The 21,109-nt window shown below is 40.9% G+C and carries 33 protein-coding genes; 30 read left to right on the top strand and 3 right to left on the bottom strand.

Features of this window, described 5'->3' with window-relative positions; all coding sequences use genetic code 11:
- Window positions 1-2: 2 nt before the first annotated feature.
- Window positions 3-305, bottom strand: coding sequence for a hypothetical protein (locus PASHI_RS00290; RefSeq protein ID WP_062564186.1), 303 nt, complete (start codon window positions 303-305; stop codon window positions 3-5).
- Window positions 306-520: 215 nt separating this feature from the next.
- Between PASHI_RS00290 and PASHI_RS00285 the strand changes: the two genes are divergently transcribed.
- On the top strand, window positions 521-1,075 hold the full coding sequence (locus PASHI_RS00285) for a hypothetical protein (protein WP_062564185.1): 555 nt from the start codon (window positions 521-523) through the stop codon (window positions 1,073-1,075).
- Here PASHI_RS00285 and PASHI_RS00280 read toward each other — a convergent pair whose 3' ends face one another.
- Window positions 1,076-1,720: a LexA family protein gene (locus PASHI_RS00280; RefSeq protein WP_082710844.1), complete on the bottom strand. Its 645-nt coding sequence runs from the start codon at window positions 1,718-1,720 to the stop codon at window positions 1,076-1,078. It lies immediately after the preceding gene.
- 116 nt (window positions 1,721-1,836) lie between these two features.
- On the opposite strand from PASHI_RS00280, the gene PASHI_RS00275 reads away from it, so the two are divergent.
- The 4 genes from PASHI_RS00275 to PASHI_RS00260 all read left to right on the top strand — a co-directional run bounded on the left by PASHI_RS00275 (window position 1,837) and on the right by PASHI_RS00260 (window position 3,388).
- Window positions 1,837-2,049 (top strand): Cro/CI family transcriptional regulator, encoded by a 213-nt coding sequence (locus tag PASHI_RS00275; protein ID WP_062564184.1) that lies wholly within the window; start codon window positions 1,837-1,839, stop codon window positions 2,047-2,049.
- Between the two features lie 12 nt (window positions 2,050-2,061).
- A complete protein-coding gene (locus PASHI_RS00270) occupies window positions 2,062-2,589 on the top strand; it encodes a phage regulatory CII family protein (protein ID WP_062564183.1) in 528 nt (175 codons plus the stop codon).
- A 2-nt stretch (window positions 2,590-2,591) separates the two neighbouring features.
- Window positions 2,592-2,876 (top strand): hypothetical protein, encoded by a 285-nt coding sequence (locus PASHI_RS00265; protein ID WP_062564182.1) that lies wholly within the window; start codon window positions 2,592-2,594, stop codon window positions 2,874-2,876.
- A 110-nt stretch (window positions 2,877-2,986) separates the two neighbouring features.
- A complete protein-coding gene (locus tag PASHI_RS00260; protein WP_062564181.1) occupies window positions 2,987-3,388 on the top strand; it encodes a hypothetical protein in 402 nt (133 codons plus the stop codon).
- Between the two features lie 12 nt (window positions 3,389-3,400).
- On the opposite strand, the gene PASHI_RS00255 is transcribed toward PASHI_RS00260, so the two are convergent.
- Entirely contained in the window at window positions 3,401-3,718 is a 318-nt protein-coding gene (locus PASHI_RS00255) for a hypothetical protein (protein WP_156426437.1), read from the bottom strand.
- A gap of 493 nt (window positions 3,719-4,211) precedes the next feature.
- Between PASHI_RS00255 and PASHI_RS00250 the strand changes: the two genes are divergently transcribed.
- From PASHI_RS00250 to PASHI_RS00130, 25 genes are all read left to right on the top strand, one after another.
- Window positions 4,212-4,421: a TraR/DksA C4-type zinc finger protein gene (locus tag PASHI_RS00250; RefSeq protein ID WP_062564179.1), complete on the top strand. Its 210-nt coding sequence runs from the start codon at window positions 4,212-4,214 to the stop codon at window positions 4,419-4,421.
- A gap of 2 nt (window positions 4,422-4,423) precedes the next feature.
- Window positions 4,424-4,648 (top strand): hypothetical protein, encoded by a 225-nt coding sequence (locus PASHI_RS00245; RefSeq protein ID WP_062564178.1) that lies wholly within the window; start codon window positions 4,424-4,426, stop codon window positions 4,646-4,648.
- 61 nt (window positions 4,649-4,709) lie between these two features.
- A complete protein-coding gene (locus PASHI_RS00240) occupies window positions 4,710-5,612 on the top strand; it encodes a replication protein (protein WP_062564177.1) in 903 nt (300 codons plus the stop codon).
- On the top strand, window positions 5,609-6,175 hold the full coding sequence (locus PASHI_RS00235) for a hypothetical protein (RefSeq protein ID WP_062564176.1): 567 nt from the start codon (window positions 5,609-5,611) through the stop codon (window positions 6,173-6,175). The genes PASHI_RS00240 and PASHI_RS00235 overlap by 4 nt, the downstream gene beginning before the upstream one ends.
- A gap of 3 nt (window positions 6,176-6,178) precedes the next feature.
- Window positions 6,179-6,604, top strand: a complete 426-nt coding sequence (locus PASHI_RS00230; RefSeq protein WP_062564175.1) for a hypothetical protein — start codon at window positions 6,179-6,181, stop codon at window positions 6,602-6,604.
- A gap of 9 nt (window positions 6,605-6,613) precedes the next feature.
- Window positions 6,614-6,916, top strand: coding sequence for a hypothetical protein (locus PASHI_RS00225; RefSeq protein WP_062564174.1), 303 nt, complete (start codon window positions 6,614-6,616; stop codon window positions 6,914-6,916).
- A complete protein-coding gene (locus PASHI_RS00220) occupies window positions 6,917-7,366 on the top strand; it encodes a recombination protein NinB (RefSeq protein ID WP_062564173.1) in 450 nt (149 codons plus the stop codon).
- Window positions 7,353-7,661 (top strand): DUF1364 domain-containing protein, encoded by a 309-nt coding sequence (locus PASHI_RS00215; RefSeq protein WP_062564172.1) that lies wholly within the window; start codon window positions 7,353-7,355, stop codon window positions 7,659-7,661. Before PASHI_RS00220 ends, PASHI_RS00215 begins: the two co-directional genes overlap by 14 nt.
- Window positions 7,655-8,092 carry a hypothetical protein gene (locus PASHI_RS00210; RefSeq protein WP_062564171.1) on the top strand — a complete coding sequence of 146 codons (438 nt, stop codon included), beginning with the start codon at window positions 7,655-7,657 and terminating at the stop codon, window positions 8,090-8,092. Before PASHI_RS00215 ends, PASHI_RS00210 begins: the two co-directional genes overlap by 7 nt.
- A complete protein-coding gene (locus PASHI_RS00205; protein ID WP_156426436.1) occupies window positions 8,083-8,658 on the top strand; it encodes a hypothetical protein in 576 nt (191 codons plus the stop codon). Before PASHI_RS00210 ends, PASHI_RS00205 begins: the two co-directional genes overlap by 10 nt.
- A gap of 178 nt (window positions 8,659-8,836) precedes the next feature.
- The gene (locus PASHI_RS00200) at window positions 8,837-9,064 is read left to right on the top strand and encodes a DUF3892 domain-containing protein (protein ID WP_062564169.1); all 228 of its coding nucleotides are present in this window, start codon (window positions 8,837-8,839) and stop codon (window positions 9,062-9,064) included.
- 226 nt (window positions 9,065-9,290) lie between these two features.
- Window positions 9,291-9,479 (top strand): hypothetical protein, encoded by a 189-nt coding sequence (locus PASHI_RS00195; RefSeq protein ID WP_062564168.1) that lies wholly within the window; start codon window positions 9,291-9,293, stop codon window positions 9,477-9,479.
- A gap of 115 nt (window positions 9,480-9,594) precedes the next feature.
- The gene (locus PASHI_RS00190; RefSeq protein WP_156426435.1) at window positions 9,595-9,975 is read left to right on the top strand and encodes a LexA family protein; all 381 of its coding nucleotides are present in this window, start codon (window positions 9,595-9,597) and stop codon (window positions 9,973-9,975) included.
- A gap of 10 nt (window positions 9,976-9,985) precedes the next feature.
- Window positions 9,986-10,924 (top strand): hypothetical protein, encoded by a 939-nt coding sequence (locus PASHI_RS00185; RefSeq protein WP_062564167.1) that lies wholly within the window; start codon window positions 9,986-9,988, stop codon window positions 10,922-10,924.
- A 74-nt stretch (window positions 10,925-10,998) separates the two neighbouring features.
- Window positions 10,999-11,805 carry a hypothetical protein gene (locus tag PASHI_RS00180; protein ID WP_062564166.1) on the top strand — a complete coding sequence of 269 codons (807 nt, stop codon included), beginning with the start codon at window positions 10,999-11,001 and terminating at the stop codon, window positions 11,803-11,805.
- A gap of 66 nt (window positions 11,806-11,871) precedes the next feature.
- Window positions 11,872-12,366, top strand: a complete 495-nt coding sequence (locus tag PASHI_RS00175) for a lysozyme (RefSeq protein ID WP_062564165.1) — start codon at window positions 11,872-11,874, stop codon at window positions 12,364-12,366.
- Window positions 12,338-12,826 (top strand): hypothetical protein, encoded by a 489-nt coding sequence (locus PASHI_RS00170; RefSeq protein ID WP_062564164.1) that lies wholly within the window; start codon window positions 12,338-12,340, stop codon window positions 12,824-12,826. The genes PASHI_RS00175 and PASHI_RS00170 overlap by 29 nt, the downstream gene beginning before the upstream one ends.
- Window positions 12,717-12,959, top strand: a complete 243-nt coding sequence (lysC, locus tag PASHI_RS22395; RefSeq protein WP_425272492.1) for an Rz1-like lysis system protein LysC — start codon at window positions 12,717-12,719, stop codon at window positions 12,957-12,959. Before PASHI_RS00170 ends, lysC begins: the two co-directional genes overlap by 110 nt.
- Window positions 12,907-13,224 carry an HP1 family phage holin gene (locus PASHI_RS00165; protein ID WP_062564163.1) on the top strand — a complete coding sequence of 106 codons (318 nt, stop codon included), beginning with the start codon at window positions 12,907-12,909 and terminating at the stop codon, window positions 13,222-13,224. Before lysC ends, PASHI_RS00165 begins: the two co-directional genes overlap by 53 nt.
- Window positions 13,224-13,937 carry a hypothetical protein gene (locus tag PASHI_RS00160; protein WP_062564162.1) on the top strand — a complete coding sequence of 238 codons (714 nt, stop codon included), beginning with the start codon at window positions 13,224-13,226 and terminating at the stop codon, window positions 13,935-13,937. Before PASHI_RS00165 ends, PASHI_RS00160 begins: the two co-directional genes overlap by 1 nt.
- Window positions 13,937-15,670: a terminase large subunit gene (locus tag PASHI_RS00155; protein ID WP_208855476.1), complete on the top strand. Its 1,734-nt coding sequence runs from the start codon at window positions 13,937-13,939 to the stop codon at window positions 15,668-15,670. Before PASHI_RS00160 ends, PASHI_RS00155 begins: the two co-directional genes overlap by 1 nt.
- A 3-nt stretch (window positions 15,671-15,673) precedes the next feature.
- Window positions 15,674-17,767 carry a portal protein gene (locus tag PASHI_RS00150; protein ID WP_062564161.1) on the top strand — a complete coding sequence of 698 codons (2,094 nt, stop codon included), beginning with the start codon at window positions 15,674-15,676 and terminating at the stop codon, window positions 17,765-17,767.
- 2 nt (window positions 17,768-17,769) lie between these two features.
- On the top strand, window positions 17,770-18,492 hold the full coding sequence (locus PASHI_RS22120; RefSeq protein ID WP_208855475.1) for a RyR domain-containing protein: 723 nt from the start codon (window positions 17,770-17,772) through the stop codon (window positions 18,490-18,492).
- A gap of 336 nt (window positions 18,493-18,828) precedes the next feature.
- Window positions 18,829-19,881: a hypothetical protein gene (locus PASHI_RS00135; RefSeq protein ID WP_062564159.1), complete on the top strand. Its 1,053-nt coding sequence runs from the start codon at window positions 18,829-18,831 to the stop codon at window positions 19,879-19,881.
- 10 nt (window positions 19,882-19,891) lie between these two features.
- Window positions 19,892-21,106, top strand: a complete 1,215-nt coding sequence (locus tag PASHI_RS00130) for a N4-gp56 family major capsid protein (protein WP_062564158.1) — start codon at window positions 19,892-19,894, stop codon at window positions 21,104-21,106.
- Window positions 21,107-21,109 lie beyond the last annotated feature (3 nt).

The raw sequence follows: 21,109 nt of genomic DNA, 5'->3' as shown, positions 1-21,109 counted from the left end.
GCTTAGCTCGCTAATTTGATTAGTGGAGCAAGCAACTTGTCTTGCTTTTTGTATGCAATAACTAAGTCGAATGCTTTTTGGAGAGCTGCTATTGCATCGTTATCAGTTAAGTAAATAGTTATTGATTGTTCGCATTTACCGTTTACGTAAATAAACACGCAAATTGATGGGTCCGTTGCTGTGGTTACAACATTCACATGCACACAATTGCGAAAGTTGAATGACTCAACCGCTAATGCTGCAATAAGTGTTTTTGCTTCTAGCGATATATGAGTAAAAGCATTTTGTTTGGTGTTGCTATCCATGTTGATACCTTTGTTCATTTTTCTAAACTTTATTTAAGTTTATATATGCAAACAAATCTGTCAACAAAAAAGTTCAAAAAACTAAACTTTTAATTCGGAGTTATAAATTTCTATTGGTGTTTCTGTGTGCTTAAGAATGTTTAAACGCGAATGTTGATATATAGCTATTTATTGTTTAGGGTTAGTTAAGACCTAAGTTAAGCGACGTGATTTATATGGATATAATTTTAATTATTGGTGGGATTTTCGTAGTTTGGTATTTACTTGATAATCGTGACACAGATAAAACAAAGACTAAAGAAAAAAGATATGAGCGGTTTGAAACTGAGAATGGTTATGTAGAACGCGAACAAACAAGAGTTTTTACTAGTTCTTCTACAAAATTCAATGTAAATAATGAGAAGCTAGAGAAGCCTATAGACCATATTCCAAAAGTATCATCCAACGTTCAACAGCCCTTAGAACATAAACCAGACCTGATTTCTAGGCAAGAAGCAGCAGTTATTCAGCGTAATGCTGGTTCAAAAACCAAAAAGTGTTCCAAGTGCCTAAATAACCTTGCAATCTCATCCTTTGGGCAAAGCGAAAGAAATAAGGACGGTTTAACCAAGTGGTGCCTTGACTGCTTGAGAGCTGATAATAGCAGGAAGCAAATAAAGTATAAGATTTGCTCTGGTTGTGGGAAAAGGCGAAGAGGTACAAGTTTCTACCATTCTAATAAGACTCAAGATGGTCTTACAAAATGGTGCAAATCTTGTCATAGAGGCTAGTTAAAAATCTTGTATGACTTGTTTGACTACCCCAATGATAGTGCAGTTTCCATTGATAGGCATTGTCGGGTAGCTGTTATTAAATGGCTTTAAGTATTTCGCACCTCCATCAATAACTAATTGCTTTAAAGTTGCTTCGTTGCTGTCTTCTAGTCTTGCGACGATTACTTTTCCATGTTCAGCTTGCATGTTCGGGTCAACTATTATTACAGAGCCCTCAGGTATTGACTTCCCACCCGTAAAACTCGTCATACTGTCACCTTTAACACGAAGTGCAAATGCTTCATCACTAACATTTGCTGTATGTTGATAGAAAGTGATGTCAGATGCTTGTTGCAAACTTTCCAAATCAATTTCTTTCCATTTGCCAGCCTGGACCCAAGATATTAGAGGGGCCTTGCCTCTAAGGTCTGGGCCTAGCTCTAATTCTAGGTTTTTATTGGGTAACCCTTTTCCTTCAATTAACCATGTAAGATTACAGCGTAAAAACTTAGCTAATCTAACAGCGTTTTCGCCTCTAGGCTTGCTTACACCATTACGCCACTGACTTACGGTTCCCTTAGAGATTTTCAGTTTGTTGACTATATCAATTCCCTTAACACCCTCAGATTTCATCTGTGCTTCTAAACGTTCTTGAAATGTCATTTTTATATTCTCTAAGTATAGTTATCTAAACATCTTACTATTTTATTGGTTCACTTTGCTTGACTTGTAAATGTTCATAAAACTATACTTCTCGCATACTTATTTAGGAGATGTATATGAAAACCAGCGATGCAGTTTCATATTTTGGTAGTAAGTCAAAGTTAGCTAAAGCTTTTTCTCCACCGTTAAGCAAAGGATCAATAACCCACTGGACAAATGATGGTCGAGTTCCTCGCGGTCGGGCTTTTGAACTTCAAATGATCACAAAGGGGGCGCTTAAAGTTGATCTGTCTCTTTATGAGAATGAGCAGCCTAAGTCAGCAGCATAAGGAATAATATAAATGCTTTTATCTAAAAAAAGTACGTGTGCTCATGCACCAGCCGCACGATGCCCAATGGCAGCAGCTGAGAGTTATAAGAATGATTACAACATTGCTGAACTGGCTAGACAGATGGGTATGAATCCAACGGTCCTTAGAAGCAAGTTGGATGATGGTTGTGATACTCACATTCTTGGGTACCGACAAATTATTGCAATGTCAGACCTAACACAAGACTACCGTTCACTAGAAGCCTGGGCATTTAGTGTAGGAAAAACGGTTGTTGATTTACCTGATGTTGGTTTATCAGATGAAGAACTAGCAGACCAAATACTTCAGTTACAAGCCGCATGTGGTGACTTTGCCAAAGCTGTTCACACTTCACGTTCTGATGGCGTTATTACCGAATCAAATTTCGATGTTATTCAAAAGCGAGCGCAACAAGCTATTACAGCTATTTTGCATGTGACCGCAGAGCTTGAGCAAATGGTCCGTCCCGATCCAAATGAACCTGCTTCAGTGAAAGCTACATCATTGAAGGTAGCTTGAATATGAGTGACGAGCTCATGAGCTTTATTAATGAAGATACGCCGCCACCTTGGCTGCATCTAGTTGATAAACCCATTTTTACAACGGAGCTTAAATGGGCTGAATGGCCTGAATCAAAACTTAGGGAATTCCGAGATCTGTTTTGCGAGCATGGCGAAGTGCGCCTTGATCGCATTATCTATTGGGACTTCATACCCACAGGGGCAAATGTACACCGATTGGTCATGAAACCAACTAGGCGGTTTATTGAATTTTGCTTTGCACACCGGGCAGAGCACAGGTGGTAAGTGATCAATATTTGGCATGTTTAGTCCTTTTGTTTGCTGTTTGTTTATTCGCATATTCATCCTAGCAAACGAAAGGACACTTTTTAATCAATATATGAAGGTGGTTTTACATGAGCGATAACAATTTAAATCTGGTTGATGGCAAGTTTTATTCGTTCTCTTTTAATGGGCGCACCTGTGCGGGTGTTTTTATCGAGGCGCTTGTAGAAGATACGGACGAAGAATCAGGTTTTTACTGTAATGGTAAAGCTATTTGCTCATTAACTGACGCTCAACAAATTACGCCTTTATATAGCGAGGGTGATTTCCCTAAAGCTAAAGATGAAGTTCGATTATCAGATGGGAAAAAAAGAGATAGCTATATCAAATATGACGAGGCAGCAAAAGGACTTGGCGAGCTAATAAGTACAAAGGCAGATGAATTGGGTTTTCATGGCAGTGCTCGTGATGGGTTTGTTCTTGATGTTACGAATTATGTGGAAGGCCTACGAAAAGGATCCGTAAGCCGGTAAATGAGTCGTGGGTTAACAGCCAACTTTGCCTTGGTCATATACAGAAGAAGATTTTTTGAACTCTTTTTCAAAATCGACTTTAAGAAGTTCTAGGCCTTTTGAAGTTAAGTAGTAATTCGCGTTATCTGCGTGATCGCCTTCAAACATCAAGTAGTTATTTGCTGCTAGGTAATAAAGGGTTGCTCTTAGCAAAGGTATATCATTCTTTGCATCGAAGTCTGGGGCTTCATAACGTTGAAGGTGGATCTTTAGTGGTAATGGGAATTGCTCAGCGAGGGTATTTAAAAGCGGTTTAGCAATTCTATTAAAAGAAGAAATATCGAAGTTCATTTTTAGTCCTTTTGTGTGGCTGGTTTTTGTAATTCGCACTTGCATGCTAGCAGACAAAAGGGCGCTTTAAAATTGGCAGTTTGTGATGTGTTAACTGTGAAAGGTTAGCAATGGTGAGGGTGCCTAGCCACCGTTGTGGGTGGCTAGGACTTTCTTATAAGAGCCCTGCAGTGTATAGCGCTAAAACCATCGATGCTAATGCATAGATAATTTTAGAGATATCTACAGTGATCTTAACAGAGACTTGAAACTTCATGAGAAATCTCACTCTATCACAAGTCGCCGAGCGCTCAGCGACCAATGAAAATTTGGCCGACGAGTTCCGAGCCTTGCAAACTCGGAGGCAAGGGAGGGGAGTCTATTAGTCCCTAATCACGTCTAGGGCAACGGTCTGTGCAAGCCAATAGACTAACTCTCCCTGTCGCTACCGCCTATAGCGAACATACAGAATGTGTGTTTTTTAAAATTTATTCAAGTAGTTAATGGAGTCGTAATGGATGCAGCTGATAACGCTCAAATTGAAATAGAGCGAGAACAAGAAAGACAGTTAGCGAAGTTAAAACAAGAAGATATTCAAGAGTCATTAGATTGTATTGAGTGCGGTGCTGATATTCCTGAAGAGCGTAGAAAGGCAGTTAAAACGAATTTGTGTATTGGATGCGCTGAACTTCAAGAAATACAAAGACGGCAGTTTAGGCGTTGAGTATGAGCTTTATAGTTCGTCACTCTATAAGCATTGGGGTGCTGTTGATGGTGATAAGTACTCTCGTCAGTAAACATAAAACAATTTCTGATTTATTAGCCATGTTAGCTGTGATGGCTTTTGTAATTGACTTAATTGGTTGCGTGGTTATTGGAAGAAGAAAACTGAATAAAGCAAATGAATTTAAGGCGCGAGCTACAGCAAAGGCTGATGTAACTCGCAGATAAAACAAAACCCGCATCAGCTTTGGTCGGCACGATAGCGGGTTCAGTAATAACAGGAGTAAGTATGGCTAATTTAGCAGAGATTTACAAGTTCCCATGTAGCCAGGAGCAAACAAAACAGGCCGAGGTCGTTACTGTGGCAAGTTTAGAAAAAGGCTTTACGCGCCTAGCAAATACATTGCTGGATGCTGCGATTAGTCACGATATGACAAAGCGTCAATATAAGGTGTTTCTAGCAGTCATACGTAAGACGTATGGCTTTCAGAAGAAGCGTGACCGCATTAGTGGCTCTCAGTTATCTGAGATTACTAATATGCCAAGAGCGCGCTGTAGCGAAGTATTGAACGAATTGATTGAAATGAAGCTGATTATCCGTACAGGCGGAACTCAAGGCGAAATAGAAATCAATAAAAAAACGAGTGAATGGACAGAGCATAAACCTAAGAAGTGTTACCAAAACAGTACTAGCAAAAAACCAAAACAGTACAGTACTGAAACAGTAACACTTACTAGTACTGAAACGGTAACACATGCTAGTACTGAAACAGTACACACAAAAGAAAGTCTTAAAGACAACTCTAAAGATAAAGAATTAACTAAAGTTAATTCTTGCTCAGAGCAAGGCTCTGAACCAGCCGTCGCATGGATACCGACAAACAAAAAAGATGAACGCTACGAAATAACTCAAACCCAAATTGATGAATGGTCTGAAACGTATCCGGCAGTAAATGTTTTACAGCAGCTACGAGAAATGTATTCGTGGAGTAATGCAAATCCCACTCGTCGTAAAACACAGCGAGGTATGCCGCGATTTATTGTTAGCTGGTTATCGAGAGAGCAGGACCGCCCATCAGCACCAAGTCATTTTAGCCAACGCAAATCTAACAACGTTGGTGACCAACTAGCTGCAATGCAAGCAGCGGTGGCACACATGCCAGCACTTCATGATGACGAGGTGATCGGATGAACAATCAAGTATCGACACTCAATCAATCGCAACGTTGTCCTGATCAAGCGCTTGCAAGCCTGATCGGTGGTGAGATATTGCCAGCGCTAAGAGCTTACTACCCAGCAAGTGATTTTAATTGGCGTGGAAACTTAGAGCAGACAGCAATTGAATATGCGAATCAACTTTTTGGCATGAAGTTTTTGGTAAAGGAAATCAGAGCTGCGCTTAACTTAGCTAGAACACGATCTGTTTCAGAACGTCACGCGCCAAACCCCATTGAATTTAAAATTTTATGCTTGCATGCCCGCGGTATGCCAACACTTGCGCAATGCATGGCTGAGATAAACGACCAACGAATTAAAAACTACGGCAAGGACAAAGAATGGTCTGAGCCTTTAGTTTACTGGCTTAACCAAAGTATTGCTGCAGCAAGAGCAAATCTTACTGATAGCGCTTGGCAGAAAATGGCTAAAGAGAAATACACAAACCTTGCAGAGCTATATGGCAAAGGAGAACTGAGCCCTATACCGCTAAAGCTTGAGTACTCAGCACCACCGGCTTACTTGAAGTACGTGGGGTGAGCCATGAAGTCTTACGAACAAGACCAAAAGCAATTCATCCGTGCACTAAAAGAGATTTTAGGTGATGGGTATTGGCTTGCAGTCGTTGAAGCGCGTAAGGCCAAGGAAGCGGTGCTTAAAGGAATAAATGACCCAAGCGCAAGAGACTTAAATGCAGCTACTGCAGCAGGCAATAGAATAATGGCCAGAGCAGCAAAACTTGCTGGTGTTCAAAGTGTTCCTCAGTACATCAAAGATCAGAAAGAAGCATTTAAGCAGGAAAAGATAAAACGTGAAGAGTCCCGCCGTCAGCATCGTAAAGCTGCAAATCAAATGAGTAATGTAAAAGCTCACCCGGGTAACTTCACATCAAATAAAGTTCCATCACATCAGGGTTATTCGCTCAACGCTGAAATGGAAAAAACATTTAAACAAGCAAGAACCGCATAGAGGTTAATCATGGCACAAGTTAAGAAAAGCACATTACAGCAACTATCACCAACCGGCGAGCTGATCAGTGATGGGTTCCTATCAGCTGCAAAAGGGCATGCAGCAAAAGCTATCCAAGAGGGAAGCCAGGCAAATGTGAATAAAGCAATTGAACTACTGGTTAAGTCAACAACAGTGATCACTGAGCGATACAACTTGCCCCGTGATTTACGTGACTCAATGCTAGCTGCAACTGCAGAAGTATTGAAACTGGCACATCAAGAGGAAGTAGCCAAACAAGAGTCAGCAAAAGAACCTGAGAAGGCTGCGTAAATGGCAAAGAAAGTAATAACGGCTACTAATGCGCAGTATTACTTGCCTCAAATAGGGCAAGCAGTAAGAGATATGCTGCGCTTTGGTAAAGACGTTGTGATTGAGTTCAAAGAATTCAAGGCAAAGCGTTCTTTAGCTCAAAACCGACTTATGTGGGTATGGAATCAGGAAATAGCTGAACACTTGCGAGAGCATTTTGGACAAGAAAACAGCTCAGAAGATGTTCACGAAGTATTTGTGCGCAAAAAGTTTGGTGTGCGCGTTATCCAAGCAGGCAATGAAGAGCCAATCATTGTCAGAAAACGCACTCGAAAATTGAATACCAAAGAGTTTACTGAATACCTCAATTGGCTAGAGCAATACTGCGCAGAGTACTTAGAGCTAATGCTAACAAGGCCTGACGATTTATACATGCTCGCTCTATATGGGGAAACAAATGTCGCTCATTAGTAAGAAAATTCGAAATAGCGCCAGAGGCCAACAATGCCAAGTGCGCATACCTGGTGTGTGCAATGGCAATAGTGAAACAGTGGTACTTGCGCATGTAGGGAAAGGCTCAGGTATGGGCCAGAAGTGTGATGACATACATGCAACGTATGCGTGCTCAGCATGCCACGATGTTATTGATAACAGAACCCGAGCAGGTGATCCGCGTATCAATCGTTTGTATGCATATGAAGGGATGATCAGAACGCAATCAATTCTATTAGAGCAAGGTTTAATCGAGGTACCAAGCGCATGCTAACTATTGGAATAGATCCCGACTTTGTGAAAAGTGGTATTGCTGTCATTCAAGGAAAAACTATTTTACACCTTGAATCACTGAGCTTTGTTGACCTATTTGAATACATCGCTGCAGCTGGCCCAAAAGAGTCAATCACAATCAAAGTAGAAAACCCCGAAGCAATAAAGCCACTATTCGGTGAGAAAGTTAAGAACAAGCGCTCTGTACGCGAAAAAATTTGCCAAGACGTAGGAGCGTGTAAAGCGACTGCTCGACTAATTTGTGAAGTACTTGAAAGCCAAGGTTACCGAGTTACTAAAGTAAGACCTCTTAAAGGGCAACATAAGCGACAAGCTAAAAAAGATGGAAATTACTTTAATAAAATCACTGGATGGCAAGGCCGAACAAACGAAGACAAACGTGACGCAGCAATGATTGCGCTTTGGGGGTAAATAGAATGCAGCCGATTAAACTACTAGCAAAACTAACAACTAAAACACTTAATCTAACTGGTACGTTTGGCGGCAGCGGTCAAGACGTTATCGATTGGAGAACGGCAGCACATGCACTTGCTGGACTGCCACCATGTCAAACAAGCTGGGCTTACTTTCGATATGTAGGTGAAGAGCAGAGGCTTAAACGCGTAGTGCGCTCTTTAACGATGCATGCAACCTTGTTTATCAAAATACGACAGTACAAGATAAAGCCAGAAACATTGAACGGCCTGGTAATGTCGGCAATATATGAGCACGTACAGCCGGTATGTAATGAATGTGATGGAAGCGGTTTAGCACCTGGGGAGAAAGCAACAAGTCCAAGCCCTGATATTTGCATTCACTGCCATGGTAGAGGGCGTAGGCCAATATCAAAGAGAAGCCGTTGCCAGATCATCGGTATCAATCACAAAAGCTACAGCTGTGCACATGACGAAGTAACCAAAGAGCTTTTAAGGCTAATTAGTGAATGGGAGAGAGGTATATTTAAAAACATCTATGAAAAGATGGAAGATGTAGCTTAAAATAACTGGTCGGAGCAGTTGTTTTGTATTATGATGTTGATGTGGGCGATTTTATAGCCCTCAAAGTAGTTAAGGCGCTACCAAACAATCGTTTGGTAGCAATTATTCATACAGAAACTAGTACAAATAATGTTGACACTAATATTTTAAGCTAGTTTCCTCTTTAGAGGAATAAAAAATGACAAAAAAGCGAATTATAGCAGCCAAAAAAGATAAAAAAGGAAATATCATTGCTGTTAAGGGTGAAGGTAATAAGAGGTTTTATAATAAGGATCAGGCAATAAAGCTAGCGGAAAAAGGAGTGCTAGATTTAGTTGTAGTAAACCCGAGCAATAAGGATAAACACATTAGGACTCCACCCAACAAAAAGGTAAAGGATAACTTAGATAACTTACCATCATCATAACATCATTAAGCCCAGTAGTCTGGGCTTTTACTTTTCCGCTTTTAACTTTTTAAAACAAGACATTTGCAAATTTTCTGCGCACTATTACTGCGCAGTATCTCATATTCCACTTTAGCTATTTGATTTAATTAATATATAAAATAAAGCATAATTACCAGAGTGCGCAGAATTACGATTAAATGCGCTATGATAAAAGAAGGTCGGCATAGCATTTAAAGGAGGTAACATGCAAAAAAAGCTCGCTAACATTAAAGTACAGCCAGTAGGATTTGGCGATTACTGTAATTTCACATTAGCTCTAGATATCGACAATGAACATTTAGAGGCTTATTTCAATAAGAATGATACCAAAGCGACGATTGCTTATAAGCTAAGAGCCTTGGCTGACAAAATTGAGCGAGATAAAAACAGTTAACCTAGCCCTAATGAAATACGAACTATACCTAGCAGGACTCAGAATTTACTGATTTTAATATTTTGAGAAACCACTAATTATTAATGTTATGTAAAACTCAAAAACAGGTAGAGCTATGAGCGTGTTGCTAAGTAATGTAATTAAAGGAGATAGTTATAATGCATTTCAAAATGGAGTTGCGGGGTTAATTGAAAAGAACAAAGATGCAACTTTTTATGGAATAGCCAGCGGTCGTTCTATGGAAGGAGTCGGAATTTTTGACGGTGACTTGCTAATCATTGACCGCAGCGTTGATGTTAAGCAGGGCGATGTTATTGTTTGTGCGTACAACGGTGTGTTTGTTTGTAAAATTGCTGACCTCAAAAATAACTTACTGCTTTCTGCAAGCGATGAATACCCACCAGTAAAAGTTACCAAGCATGATGAGTACCTTTTTGAAGGAGTTGTGATTAGTTCTGTGCGAATGCATAGAGGAAGTGTAAAAAGTGTTGTTTAAGGGTTAGTTTATGGAAAATCTGGACTTAGTTAGTAAGCACAAGAACTATCAAGAAAAGGAATATGAAAAGTGGAGGTTTAGGTTTGAAATTTCTCTTTCGTTAACTTGGATTTTACCGTTACTGCTATTAGGTGCTCAGTTTGCACTTGTTGGAAATCAAATCGACTATGATGTAATGAAGTTATCTAATTGGGTAGGCATAGAGGCTGCGTTTGCATTACCCATTAGACTTTTTGTATTAATGGTAACTATAACAACGTTATTGGGTTTATACGCTAGAAGTTTGCAGTTTTCCGAGCAGCTAAGATTATCAAAGATGCAGCAAAATTTAGCTTTTGAACAATTAAAGATAGCTCAAAAACAGTCTGATAGACTTGAGAGTCAATTGTCACTTTACATGAAAAAAGAAAGTTTCTTGCTTTATCATGAGCATATACAAAGGTTTAAGGATAAATTAGATAATTTGTTAACGTTAAGTAAGAAAATGTTTAGGTATAATTCTAAAGTTGAAGGGGAGAGCTTGTTAATTTTATCTGAAAGGCTATACAAGCATGCTTTTCCTGAGAACACTCATCTCGAAATTCAAAATGCTAATTTGAAATCTAGTAATGTCATCTTTAATAAAGACAACCCCATAGTAAGCTTTGATAGATTAAGCCAGTTGGATACTTCAGCAAAAGGCGTTGTTTTAGAAGAGCAACTAAGAATTGTAACTGAAAACTTTATGTTTATTGGGGTACATATAAAATTACACTCAAACTCTGGTACGGATTTTGATATAGCGTTGTTTGCAATTGATTTGCAGAGGGCGTTATTTTTGATAAATATGCTAGGCTTGATGAGCGATGAACATTTCGATGAAGTCTTTTCTAAGTCTCTACCTTATTTTAAACCATTTTTTGTTGAGTCAGAAAATGACGACTCTAACTTGCAAACCCCCCAATCCTGATATAGTATTTTCCATGTTGAAGAAATCCGCTTAGTTTATGACTTGGCGGATTTTTAGTTTTAAAGGGATGTAAAATGACCGTTCAAGATGATAGTAGTACTCTGGACCTATTCAGAGAAAGATTAGCAAGCCCATTCATTTTTACTTTTTTTTGGGTTTCTTGTACTTGGAACTGGAAGCTACTTTATTGGTTCTTTTATGAGCCGTTAAAGCCAAGCCTTAAATTACAGCAAATCCCTTACGAATGGCATTACATTTACCCTTTTCTGCTTACAATAGTCATTATTGTTGTCATCCCTTGGGTAAATAACCTTGTAGAACTTTTGAAACGCTTTGCGGGCAATTGGTTTAATAAATGGCTTCATTCCAAGGGCTGGAAGGAGATGGTTTCCAATGATGAACATTTACAAATACTAGATGAATTATCTATAACTAAATCTAGGGCCCATGACTTAACAAATAAATATGATGAATTATTAAGAAGAGAAAAAGAAGTACAAAAAAGTTTAATTAAAGAGCGTGAAGAAAATTCAAAATTATTGAGTGATATTGCCACTGAAAAAGAACGCTCCAGTATTTATGAAATCTCAAGAAATGAAATAAAAGAAAAGCAGCTTGAAGCTGAAGAACTTCATCTTAAGGCTCACAACGAAGCAATAGAGTTAACAAAAGAGCTGAAAAAAAGTAGAGGCGCATACCGACAACTTCTTTTTGAAAATTCGTCAATCAATGAAAAGCTAGATGGAATTAAAGTTGAAATAAATACGCTGCAAAATATATATAAACTCGATAGTGTGAATAATATAGTCATACCGAGGCATCATGAAGTAATAGATACCATCAATAGCTTACGAAATATAAGAAAAATATTAGAAAAATAGTTTTATTGTTATTTTTAACAACCCGCACCTCGCGGGTTTTTTTATGCCTAAATTTGAGAACAAACTATGAAAGCAGGAAAACTTATAGCGCTGGGGTTTTCCGGCATTCTTGCGGCTGCAGGTGTAACAATCGCTACTTTTGAGGGCCAAGAGTTAACTGGCTATGTTGACCCTGTTGGCATTGCAACCACTTGCTATGGCCATACTGAAACAGCTGTTGTTGGCAAAGAGTACACAGAAGATGAGTGTTTGAACTTGTTAGCTGATGATTTGGCAACTCATAACGAACAGCTAATGAGCGCTATTAATACAAAGCTGAGCCAAGGCGAGCACATTGCGTATTTATCATTTCACTACAACGTAGGCTCAGGCAACTTCCAAAGCAGCACATTACTTAAAAAACTAAACAACAATGATCGCATTGGCGCTTGCAATGAGTTGTCTCGATGGATTTTTGCTAAAGGCCAAAAGTTACCAGGCTTAATCATACGAAGAGAAAAAGAGCGTTCAATATGTCTTGATGGAGTAGCAAATGTTCAAAGCACTATTCAGCAGCATTGAAAGAATCGCTATCGTCGCATTACTAGTGGCACTGGCTTACGCAACATATCAGCTTGTGACGATTGAAAACGATCTTACAGAAGCTAATAAAACGATTAAAAGTAAAAGCTTAGAGATTGATAACTTAACAATGCAAACTGAGTTCTTAGCGCAAAGCGTCGAACTAACTGAAAAGCAGAATCAAAAATTAATACGTGAGCGAGAGTCATTGTCACGCATTAATCAAGCCTACCAAGATGAAGTAAGCCAGCTAACGAACAGCTTACATACATCACAATCTGAAATCGACAAGTTACGAGAGTCAAGCGATGAAGCTATTAAACAATGGGCTAATGATAGCGTTCCTTGTGATGCTATCCGCTTGCTCAAGTACGCAAGAGCCAGCGAGTGTGACAAGGACGGTGGTACAGACAAAATACGTGTACGTAACACCGCCGGAAGAATATCTATCCAACTGTAACATCGACATTAAACAAATAGCAGGAAACGCGAGTTTGTTAGCGTATGCGCAGTATTTAGAGTTTGTCATAGATAAATGCAATGAAAACATTAAACGAACCAAACAATGGGCCAGCGAATTTAACAATGGATAAATCAACAGCAGCAGCCAGTTACACCGCAAGTATCGGTACTGGTGTCGGTGGCTTATTGTCACTTAATAACATTGCCCTTGCGCTTGGTATTTTGTTCACAGTAATAACGTTTTTAATGAACTGGCGTTATCAGAGCAAAAAGCATGAGCTTGAACTTCAGAAACGCCGTGAAGATGCTGAGTACCATAAAGCACGTATGAGAGAACTAGTGCGTGACGATGAACAAGCATTAGCTGAGTGCAAGGCAGGCTACGGTGAACAGTAGTGTCAAAATGGGACGATTTAAAGACATTATTCTTAAAGGAGCATGAAGAAAGTGGTATAGGTCCGCGTGATTTCTGTGAAAGTTACGGCCTTAATTACGCAACAGCAAGACGTTATATAAAGCTACCTCAAACCAACCTGAAGAAACAACCAAAGGCTAGAGAGCGTAAAACCAAAGAAGGTAAGCAAAAGCCCGGTGTAAAACCTGGTACTCGAAATCGGCACCTTGTAACGCATGGTGGTTATACAAAATACTTCGAGAATGAAGTAAATCAACTTGTAGAAGCCACAACCCTTGAAGATGAGCTCGCTCTTTGTCGAGCACGCATTCACATGGTTATGAAGGCCATGGAAGGGATCAATAAGAAGCTTGAAGATCCTGAAACGGATGTTGATACAGTTGCGCGGTTTTATGAGTCATTATTCAAAGCAGAGTCAGCGCTAGATAGAAACATTACACGCGTTGAATCAATTATAAAAACGCTATCAAATCTTGAAACGGACTCACTCGCACGCGGCAAGTTGATTGCTGAAACATCAAGAATATCACAACAAACTAAAGCACTGGTTCATGCAACTAAGCGCGGTAAACATCAAGCGGAAATTGCTGAACACGAAGCTACGAAAGCGAGAAAAGAAGCGGGTGGTACTAGCAAGCTTGATAACTTCATTGATAGTCGCACTGACGGCTTAGATCAGGTGGTAAGTGAATAATGCAGCCAAAGCTCGCTAAATATCCAAAAAGCACCTGGTTAACAGAAGAAGAACGCTTCACTTTAGATGATGTAGACCTGTTAGAACGTTGTGAGCCATATTTAGACTGTTGGTGGTGGCGACTAAACAACCTTTACATAATCGCTAACGAGAAAGGCCAAGAAGTTTTATTTCGTTGCCGGCTGGCACAGACCATGTTGTTTATGACCATGTGGTTTTTAAACATCATATTAAAAGCGCGTCAGTTGGGCTTTAGTACAGCTATTCAAGTTTTCATTCTTGATCACGCTATGTTTAACGATAACAGACAGTGTGGTGTTATTGCCCAAGGTAAAGATGAGGCAAGCGCGATATTCTCATCCAAGATACTTTACCCATACGAACGGTTACCAAGCTGGCTAAAGACAGGTAAGCGCTCGATTAAAAGTAAAACGGGCACTGGTATTTGGTTTAATAATGATAGCTGGGTACGTGTTGCTGTTTCGTTCCGCTCTGGAACACTTCAAGTCTTACACGTTTCCGAGTACGGCAAGATATGCGCGCAATACCCATTACGTGCAGAAGAAGTTAAAAGCGGCTCATTCAATGCTGTTCATGACGGCTCATTAATATTTGTTGAATCGACAGCAGAAGGCGCTGCAGGTAATTTTTTCGATATGTCTGTAGAAGCAATGGAGCTGCTAGAGTCAGGCATTGCATTAACGAGACAAAACTTTAAGTTTCACTTCTTTCCTTGGTTTGAAGATCCTAAGTATGTTGCAGCAGTCCCAACAAGCGGACTAAAGCTAACTAAAGAGCAAGTTAAATACTTTAAGTCAGTTGAAGCGGCTAATGGAATAACGCTCAGTGAAGAGCAAATATGTTGGTACATCGGCAAAGAACGCAACATGAAAGACAAGATGAAACAGGAGTTTCCATCTACGCCAATGGAAGCGTTTTTAACATCAGGTCGAAAAGTCTTTGCGAGTGACGATTTGATGCGTGTTGAAGGTCGTTGCAAAAAGCCTCTCATTGTTTATGAAATTGAGCCCTATACAGGCAAGCTCAAAAAGATGAATGGCAAAGTGGACCTGTCATCTAAAGCAGCTGACAAGCTAGCACAATCAACACTTGGTTACTTACTCGTTTGGGAACTGCCAGACGATGACGAAGAATATGCGATCGGCGGCGATGTTGCAGAAGGACTTGAGCACGGCGATCGCAGCTCATTAGATGTATGCGCGAAATCAGACGGTCGCCAAGTCGCTCATTGGTTTGGTCATATAGATCCTAAACGCTTTGCTCATATCAATAAGCATATTGGCCTGATGTATAACAAGGCGTTTATTGGCATAGAGCGTAACAACCACGGCCATGCAACACTTCAAGAGTTAGTTGAGATTTACCCGACTAGCCGGATTTACACAGAAGAACACATTGATCGTGAAGACACGGACGAAGAAACAAAAAAAGTAGGATGGCATACCAGTGCACAGTCTAAACCAATACTCACTAGTGGTTTGGATGAACTACTTACACATGACAAGGACGGCATTGTTTGGCGCGGAACAGCCAACGAATTAAACACCTTTGTTTACGATAAAAAAGGACGAATGGGCGCTCAGCCTGGTGGTTTTGATGATCAAGTAATGAGCTACATGATTGCTAAAGAAATGCTTGTCAGAATGCCTAAGAAACTCATTAAAGATAATACTCCCGCACCGCACAACCCTAACTCTTGGATGGCACGATAATAGATGGCTGATTTTGCAAAGAACAAAGATGGCTTGTCGTTAGATAAGCTATTGTCGATCCTTGGTGACATTGACTCACAACCTGATTGGCGAACACCCGCAACAAAAGCTTGTGCGTATTATGATGGCGACCAATTAAGTGCAAAAGTTAAAGCTATTCTAGAAGAGCGTGGGCAACCAGACATAGTGCACAACATGATTGGCCCCACAATTGATGGCGTATTAGGTTTAGAAGCTCGTTCACGTTCTGACTTGATGGTTTCAGCTGATGACGAGCAAGGTGAAGAGCTAGCGAAGGCGCTTAATGAAAAGTTTAAAGACTATTGGCGCTTAGCAAATGGTGACCGAGCGTGTTCTGATGCATACGCGAGCCAATTAAAAGCGGGCATTGGCTGGGTAGAAGTTACTAAGAATCCAATTCCTTTTGCAGCACCATACCGAATTAAGTTTATTCATCGTCGTGAGGTTTGGTGGGACTTTCACGCTGTAGAAGCTGATAGAAGTGATGCACGTTGGATTGCTCGCCGTAAATGGCTTGATTTAGATGAAGCAAAAGCGACGTTCCCAGAGCATAAGGAAATCTTGGAGCAATCAGTTAATCACTGGGAAGACTTCTTGAGAACGTTGGATGAAGAACACACTGAAGATCATGCGCTGCAATCTGCATGGAGCGATGCACAAAGCTGGAATAGGTCAACTAGTGAGTGGTTAGACACAACACGTAAACGCGTGTTACTGCAGGTTATCTATTACAAAGTATGGAAGCGTGCTCACATTATTAGATTGTCTGATGGTCGTGTTATCGAGTTTGATAAAAACAATACGGCACATGTTGCAGCTGTTAATAGCGGTAAGGTTCAGCTGGAATATGCTGCATTCCCCAATGTGCGTGAAGCATGGTTTATCGGTCCTCATCGTATTATTGATAGACCAAGCGAAGCACCGGGTGGCATGTTCAACCTTGTACCATTCATCGGTTATCAAAAAGACGCAAGCGGCGAGCCTTACGGTTTAGTTAGTCGAATGATGCCAGCACAAGATGGTATTAATGCGCGTGTTATACGCCTGAACTACTTATTGCAGGCAAGGCGTGTTATCGCAGATGAAGATGCAACACAGTTATCAGATAGACGTGTGAAGGAAGAGGTCGAAAAGCCAGATGGCTACATTAAGCTTAACCCGGAACGAAAGAACAAAGGCAAGGCCAGTGATGCAATAAGCATTCAAAACGATGTAGGCATTGCAGCACAACAGTTTAACTTGATGCAGCATGATATGAAGCTGATACAAGATTGTGCCGGTGTATATAACTCGATGTTAGGCCAAGACAGTAATGCAACAAGTGGTGTAGCTATTGCCAACTTGGTAGAGCAAGGCACAACAACACTTGCTGAAATAAACGATAATTTCCATTACTCACGGAACAAAGTAGGTGAGTTGCTTCTTGCTTATATTATCGAAGAACTTAAGCCTCAAAATAACATCGAGGTAACTGTTAACCGTGAAGATAAAGCAAAGCGCCGTTCTATTGTTATTAATGAACCAAACCCTGAAGGTAAGCGCAATAACGATGTAGCACGTTGGCGCGGACACATGGCACTTGCACCAGTTAAAGCCACGCCAACATACAGGCAGCAACAAGCGACACTACTCAGTAACACCATGAGTCAAATACCGCCAGAAGCTCAAGCAGCAACTTTACCAATGCTTGTAGAGCTGATGGATTTGCCAAACAAAGAAGAGTTTCTATCAACCTTACGCCAAGCCTTGAACATTCCAAAAGCTAAAGAGGATATGACCGAGGAAGAATTAGCACAGGCACAAGCTCAGTCTGAAAAACAACAAGCAATGGAGCAGCTGCAGCAACAAGAAATTCAGCAAAAGGTGCAAAAAATCGTATTGGAAAACAAGCAGCTTGAAGCACGTATCAATGAAATTCAGAAGAAAGCTGAAACTGAAGGCGTGAAAGACGAGAAGGTCCAAGCTGAAACGCAAAATATTCTTGCTGAGGTACAGAAGAAACAGGCAGAAGTAGCAGCGCTTAAGTCATCAATACAAACAAATTTACAACAGCAACTAGACGCAATACAGGTGTAACAATGAGCGAGCAAACCGAAGATTTAATTAATGTTTTAGTGTGCGGTAATGATGGCGCAACAGTTCATATTCGTGAAGTAATGGCCGAGTTTCAATGCTTCAAAGTGGTACAGGCAGCTGAAATTAAATCAGTAGCTAAGTTAGAGGAGCAACCAGAACTCTCTTTAATCATCGGTATACCAGGTACTGATGTTCAACTGCCATATTTAGCAAGCACGGAACTGACTGCTAGATACAAGCCTGTAGCAGGTGATTATCTAGTACTTTATGAAAATGATTATGTCTCAATTAGCCCTAAAGAAGCTTTCGAAGATGGATATAACAAAATTGAGTTTGCTGATTTTGAAGGCGCGGACGAGCTGGGCATTCCAAAAGAGCATATGGGGCAGGTGACAGCAATCGCTAAAATGTGCCATGAAGTAAACCGAGCCTATTGCAAAGCTCTTCGCGAAGAGCAGCCAAGTTGGGAAATGGCACCACAATGGCAAATTGACTCAGCGATTAAAGGGGTTGCTTTTCATATCCTTAACCCTGATGCACCGGCTAGTGCTTCACATGATAGCTGGATGGCTGAAAAAGCTATTCAAGGTTGGAAGTATGGCAAGGTTAAAGATGCTGATAAAAAAGAGCATCCTTGTATGGTCCCGTTCCACCATCTACCGGTAGAACAACAAGCGAAAGACTTTATTTTTAGCACCATAGTTAAACAAGCTATTCAGGGCTAAATATGAACTTATTAAAACACTTCTTTTTAAAGTTCATAATGCCAGCTTTCAAGCCTGTTGAAAGCCATCAAATACAACAATTAAAACCAGAGCTAATAAATCAAAGTATTAAGCAACGCAAACCAGTTTATGTAATTAGCTGGGGAAGTGTTGATGTGAGGTTACGTAAACCTTACCGGTAATAAATCCAATTAAGTATGTACTACGCAGAAATTAAGCCGCTTTAGGGAAACCCAAGGCGGCTTTTTTGTGCGATGCACAACAACTCGCAAAGGCAGCGTACAGCCTACAACTTTAATTTTCGCAGCTATGTGTCAAATAGTGATGGAGTCATAAGTGGATAATCTCGACGATATTTTAGAAAACGGCACACCAGAAGAAATCGAAGCGGCATTGGCCGACGTTGATCTTGATGGTGACACGCTTTTTGGTGATGAAGATGGCAGCGAAGTAAGCGAGCCTGTAGTAGACACTAAAGAAGAGCCTGCAGCGGAAGCTGAAGCCGAACAGGAACAAAGCAAAGAACAAGCTGAAACAGACGTAAAACCGGAATCGTCATCCGAAGCGAGTGAGCAAAAAGGTGATGTGCCTGAAGGTTTTGTGGAAATCGATGGTAAATACTACGTTGAAGCAACAGACATTACGAGTAAGAACGGCCAGCACAGCTTGCCTTATGATGTACTAGTCAAAGCGAGACAACGTGCGGCAGACGCAGAAGCGGCAAGCCAACGTATAGCCGATGAAAAAGCAGAGCTGGAAAGCAAGTACGAAGAAACTAAGCAGTTAGCTGAATTGCACAGCAGTCAGTTAAAAGACGCGGGTATCGACGCACGCAAATTGCCTAAGCAAATGCTTGAAGATCCTGAATTGTTGGCACGTATCAAAGAGGAATATCCAGACTTAGGGGAAATGGTCGGCGCTTTAGCTGAACAACTCCGAGAGCACAACGCTAATAAGCAAGCATCCCAAGAGCCTCAGAAGCAAGAAGAGCCCTCAAGTGATAATTCGGTCCAAACTGCTTTTGAAAGTTCAAAGCATCTGAAATCGTGGCGTGATAATGATTCAGACAAGTGGGAAATGGCCCAAGTTATTGATGAAAAGCTCGCAAGTGACCCGTCTTTTAAAAACAAATCAGTAGCAGAGCGCTTTGCAGAAGTTGAAAAGCGTGTTCAGTCAGCGTTTGGAGAGCAACACAAGCCTAAGCCAAGCGAAGTCCCATCTGCTGCAATCCCCAATTCACCGACCGACTTAGGATCACAAGCAAGCGACCTTAGCGCAAATGCAAGTTTGCTCGATAAGGACGCGGCAACGATGACTGATGAAATGTCAAACATGACAGAGGCTCAGATCGAAGCCTTGTTATCTGAAGCGTCGGACGTTTTATTCTAGGAATTAAATAATGAGTACGATCACTAGAGCACAGGCTGCAAAAGCATTTGGCGCAGCCTTGTTTACACACACTCGCCGTCAAAACACGTTTGTAAACATGTTGACCGGCGGTGCTCCGCAATCTGCGAAAAAAGACACGAACCATGGCAAAAACCAAACCGAGAAAGGTGCGCCAATTGTCATGATCCGAGACTTGGAATCACAAGCCGGTGATACGGTTGAAATGGATTTATTCCACAACCTAAACGGCTTGCCAACAATGGGTGATAAGAAACTAGAAGGCCGCGGCGAGAGCTTAAGCAAAACAGTGTTTGAATTACGCATTGACCAAGGCCGTAAGATGGTTGATTCAGGCGGTAAGATGAGCCAAAAGCGTACTAAGCATAACCTGCTTAGCACGGCTAAAACGCTGTTAGGTAATTACTACAATGACCTTAAAGATGAAGTGGCAATGTATCACCTGGCAGGTGCACGCGGTTCATTTAACCCAAGTGACATTATAGTTCCACTTGAAGACCATGAAGAGTTTAACGAAATCATGGTTAATGAAGTGCAAGCGCCTACTTATGACCGTCATATCTTTGGTGGTGACGCAACGTCATTTGAAACGTTGGACCCAGCTGACATTTTAACGTTAGACAAATTAGATGATTTAGCGTTGATCCTTGAAGAGCAGCAAAACCCAATGAAGCATATTTCGTTTGAAAAAGACGAAATGGCTAACGAGTCGCCGTTCTTCATCCTGTTTGTTACTCCGCGTCAGTGGCGTGACTTATGGAATAGTGCGTCAGAGAAGAAAATGCAAGAGCTTATGTCTCGTGCAATGGCGCGTGGTCGCGGCTTTAACCATCCAGTATTCAAAGGTGATGTGATCATGTGGCGTAACATTCTTGTTCGTCAATATCGTAAGCCAGTACGTTTCTATGCAGGTGATACTGTCACTGTTTCAAACAATGACAAGTTAGCAACGACTAAACAAGTAACAGCTGGTGCGGATATCGACCGCGCAATCTTGCTGGGTGGTCAAGCGCTAGGTAATGCGTATGGTAAAGCTGAGTCAGGTACTCACTTCCATATGAGCACGAAGAAGGTCGACCATGACAACGGTAATGAAACAGCCATTGTTTGGATGAACGGCTGTAAGAAAGTGCGATTTGCAGACCGTGAAGGCCGTGTAAATGACTACGGCACGATGGTTCTTGATACTGCTGTAACACTTCAGTAAATC

Source organism: Pseudoalteromonas shioyasakiensis, assembly GCF_001550135.1.
Taxonomy (GTDB): Bacteria; Pseudomonadota; Gammaproteobacteria; order Enterobacterales; family Alteromonadaceae; genus Pseudoalteromonas; species Pseudoalteromonas shioyasakiensis.
The sequence above is the reverse complement of the archived record's forward strand: the minus strand, read 5'-3'. Positions and strand labels throughout refer to the sequence as shown.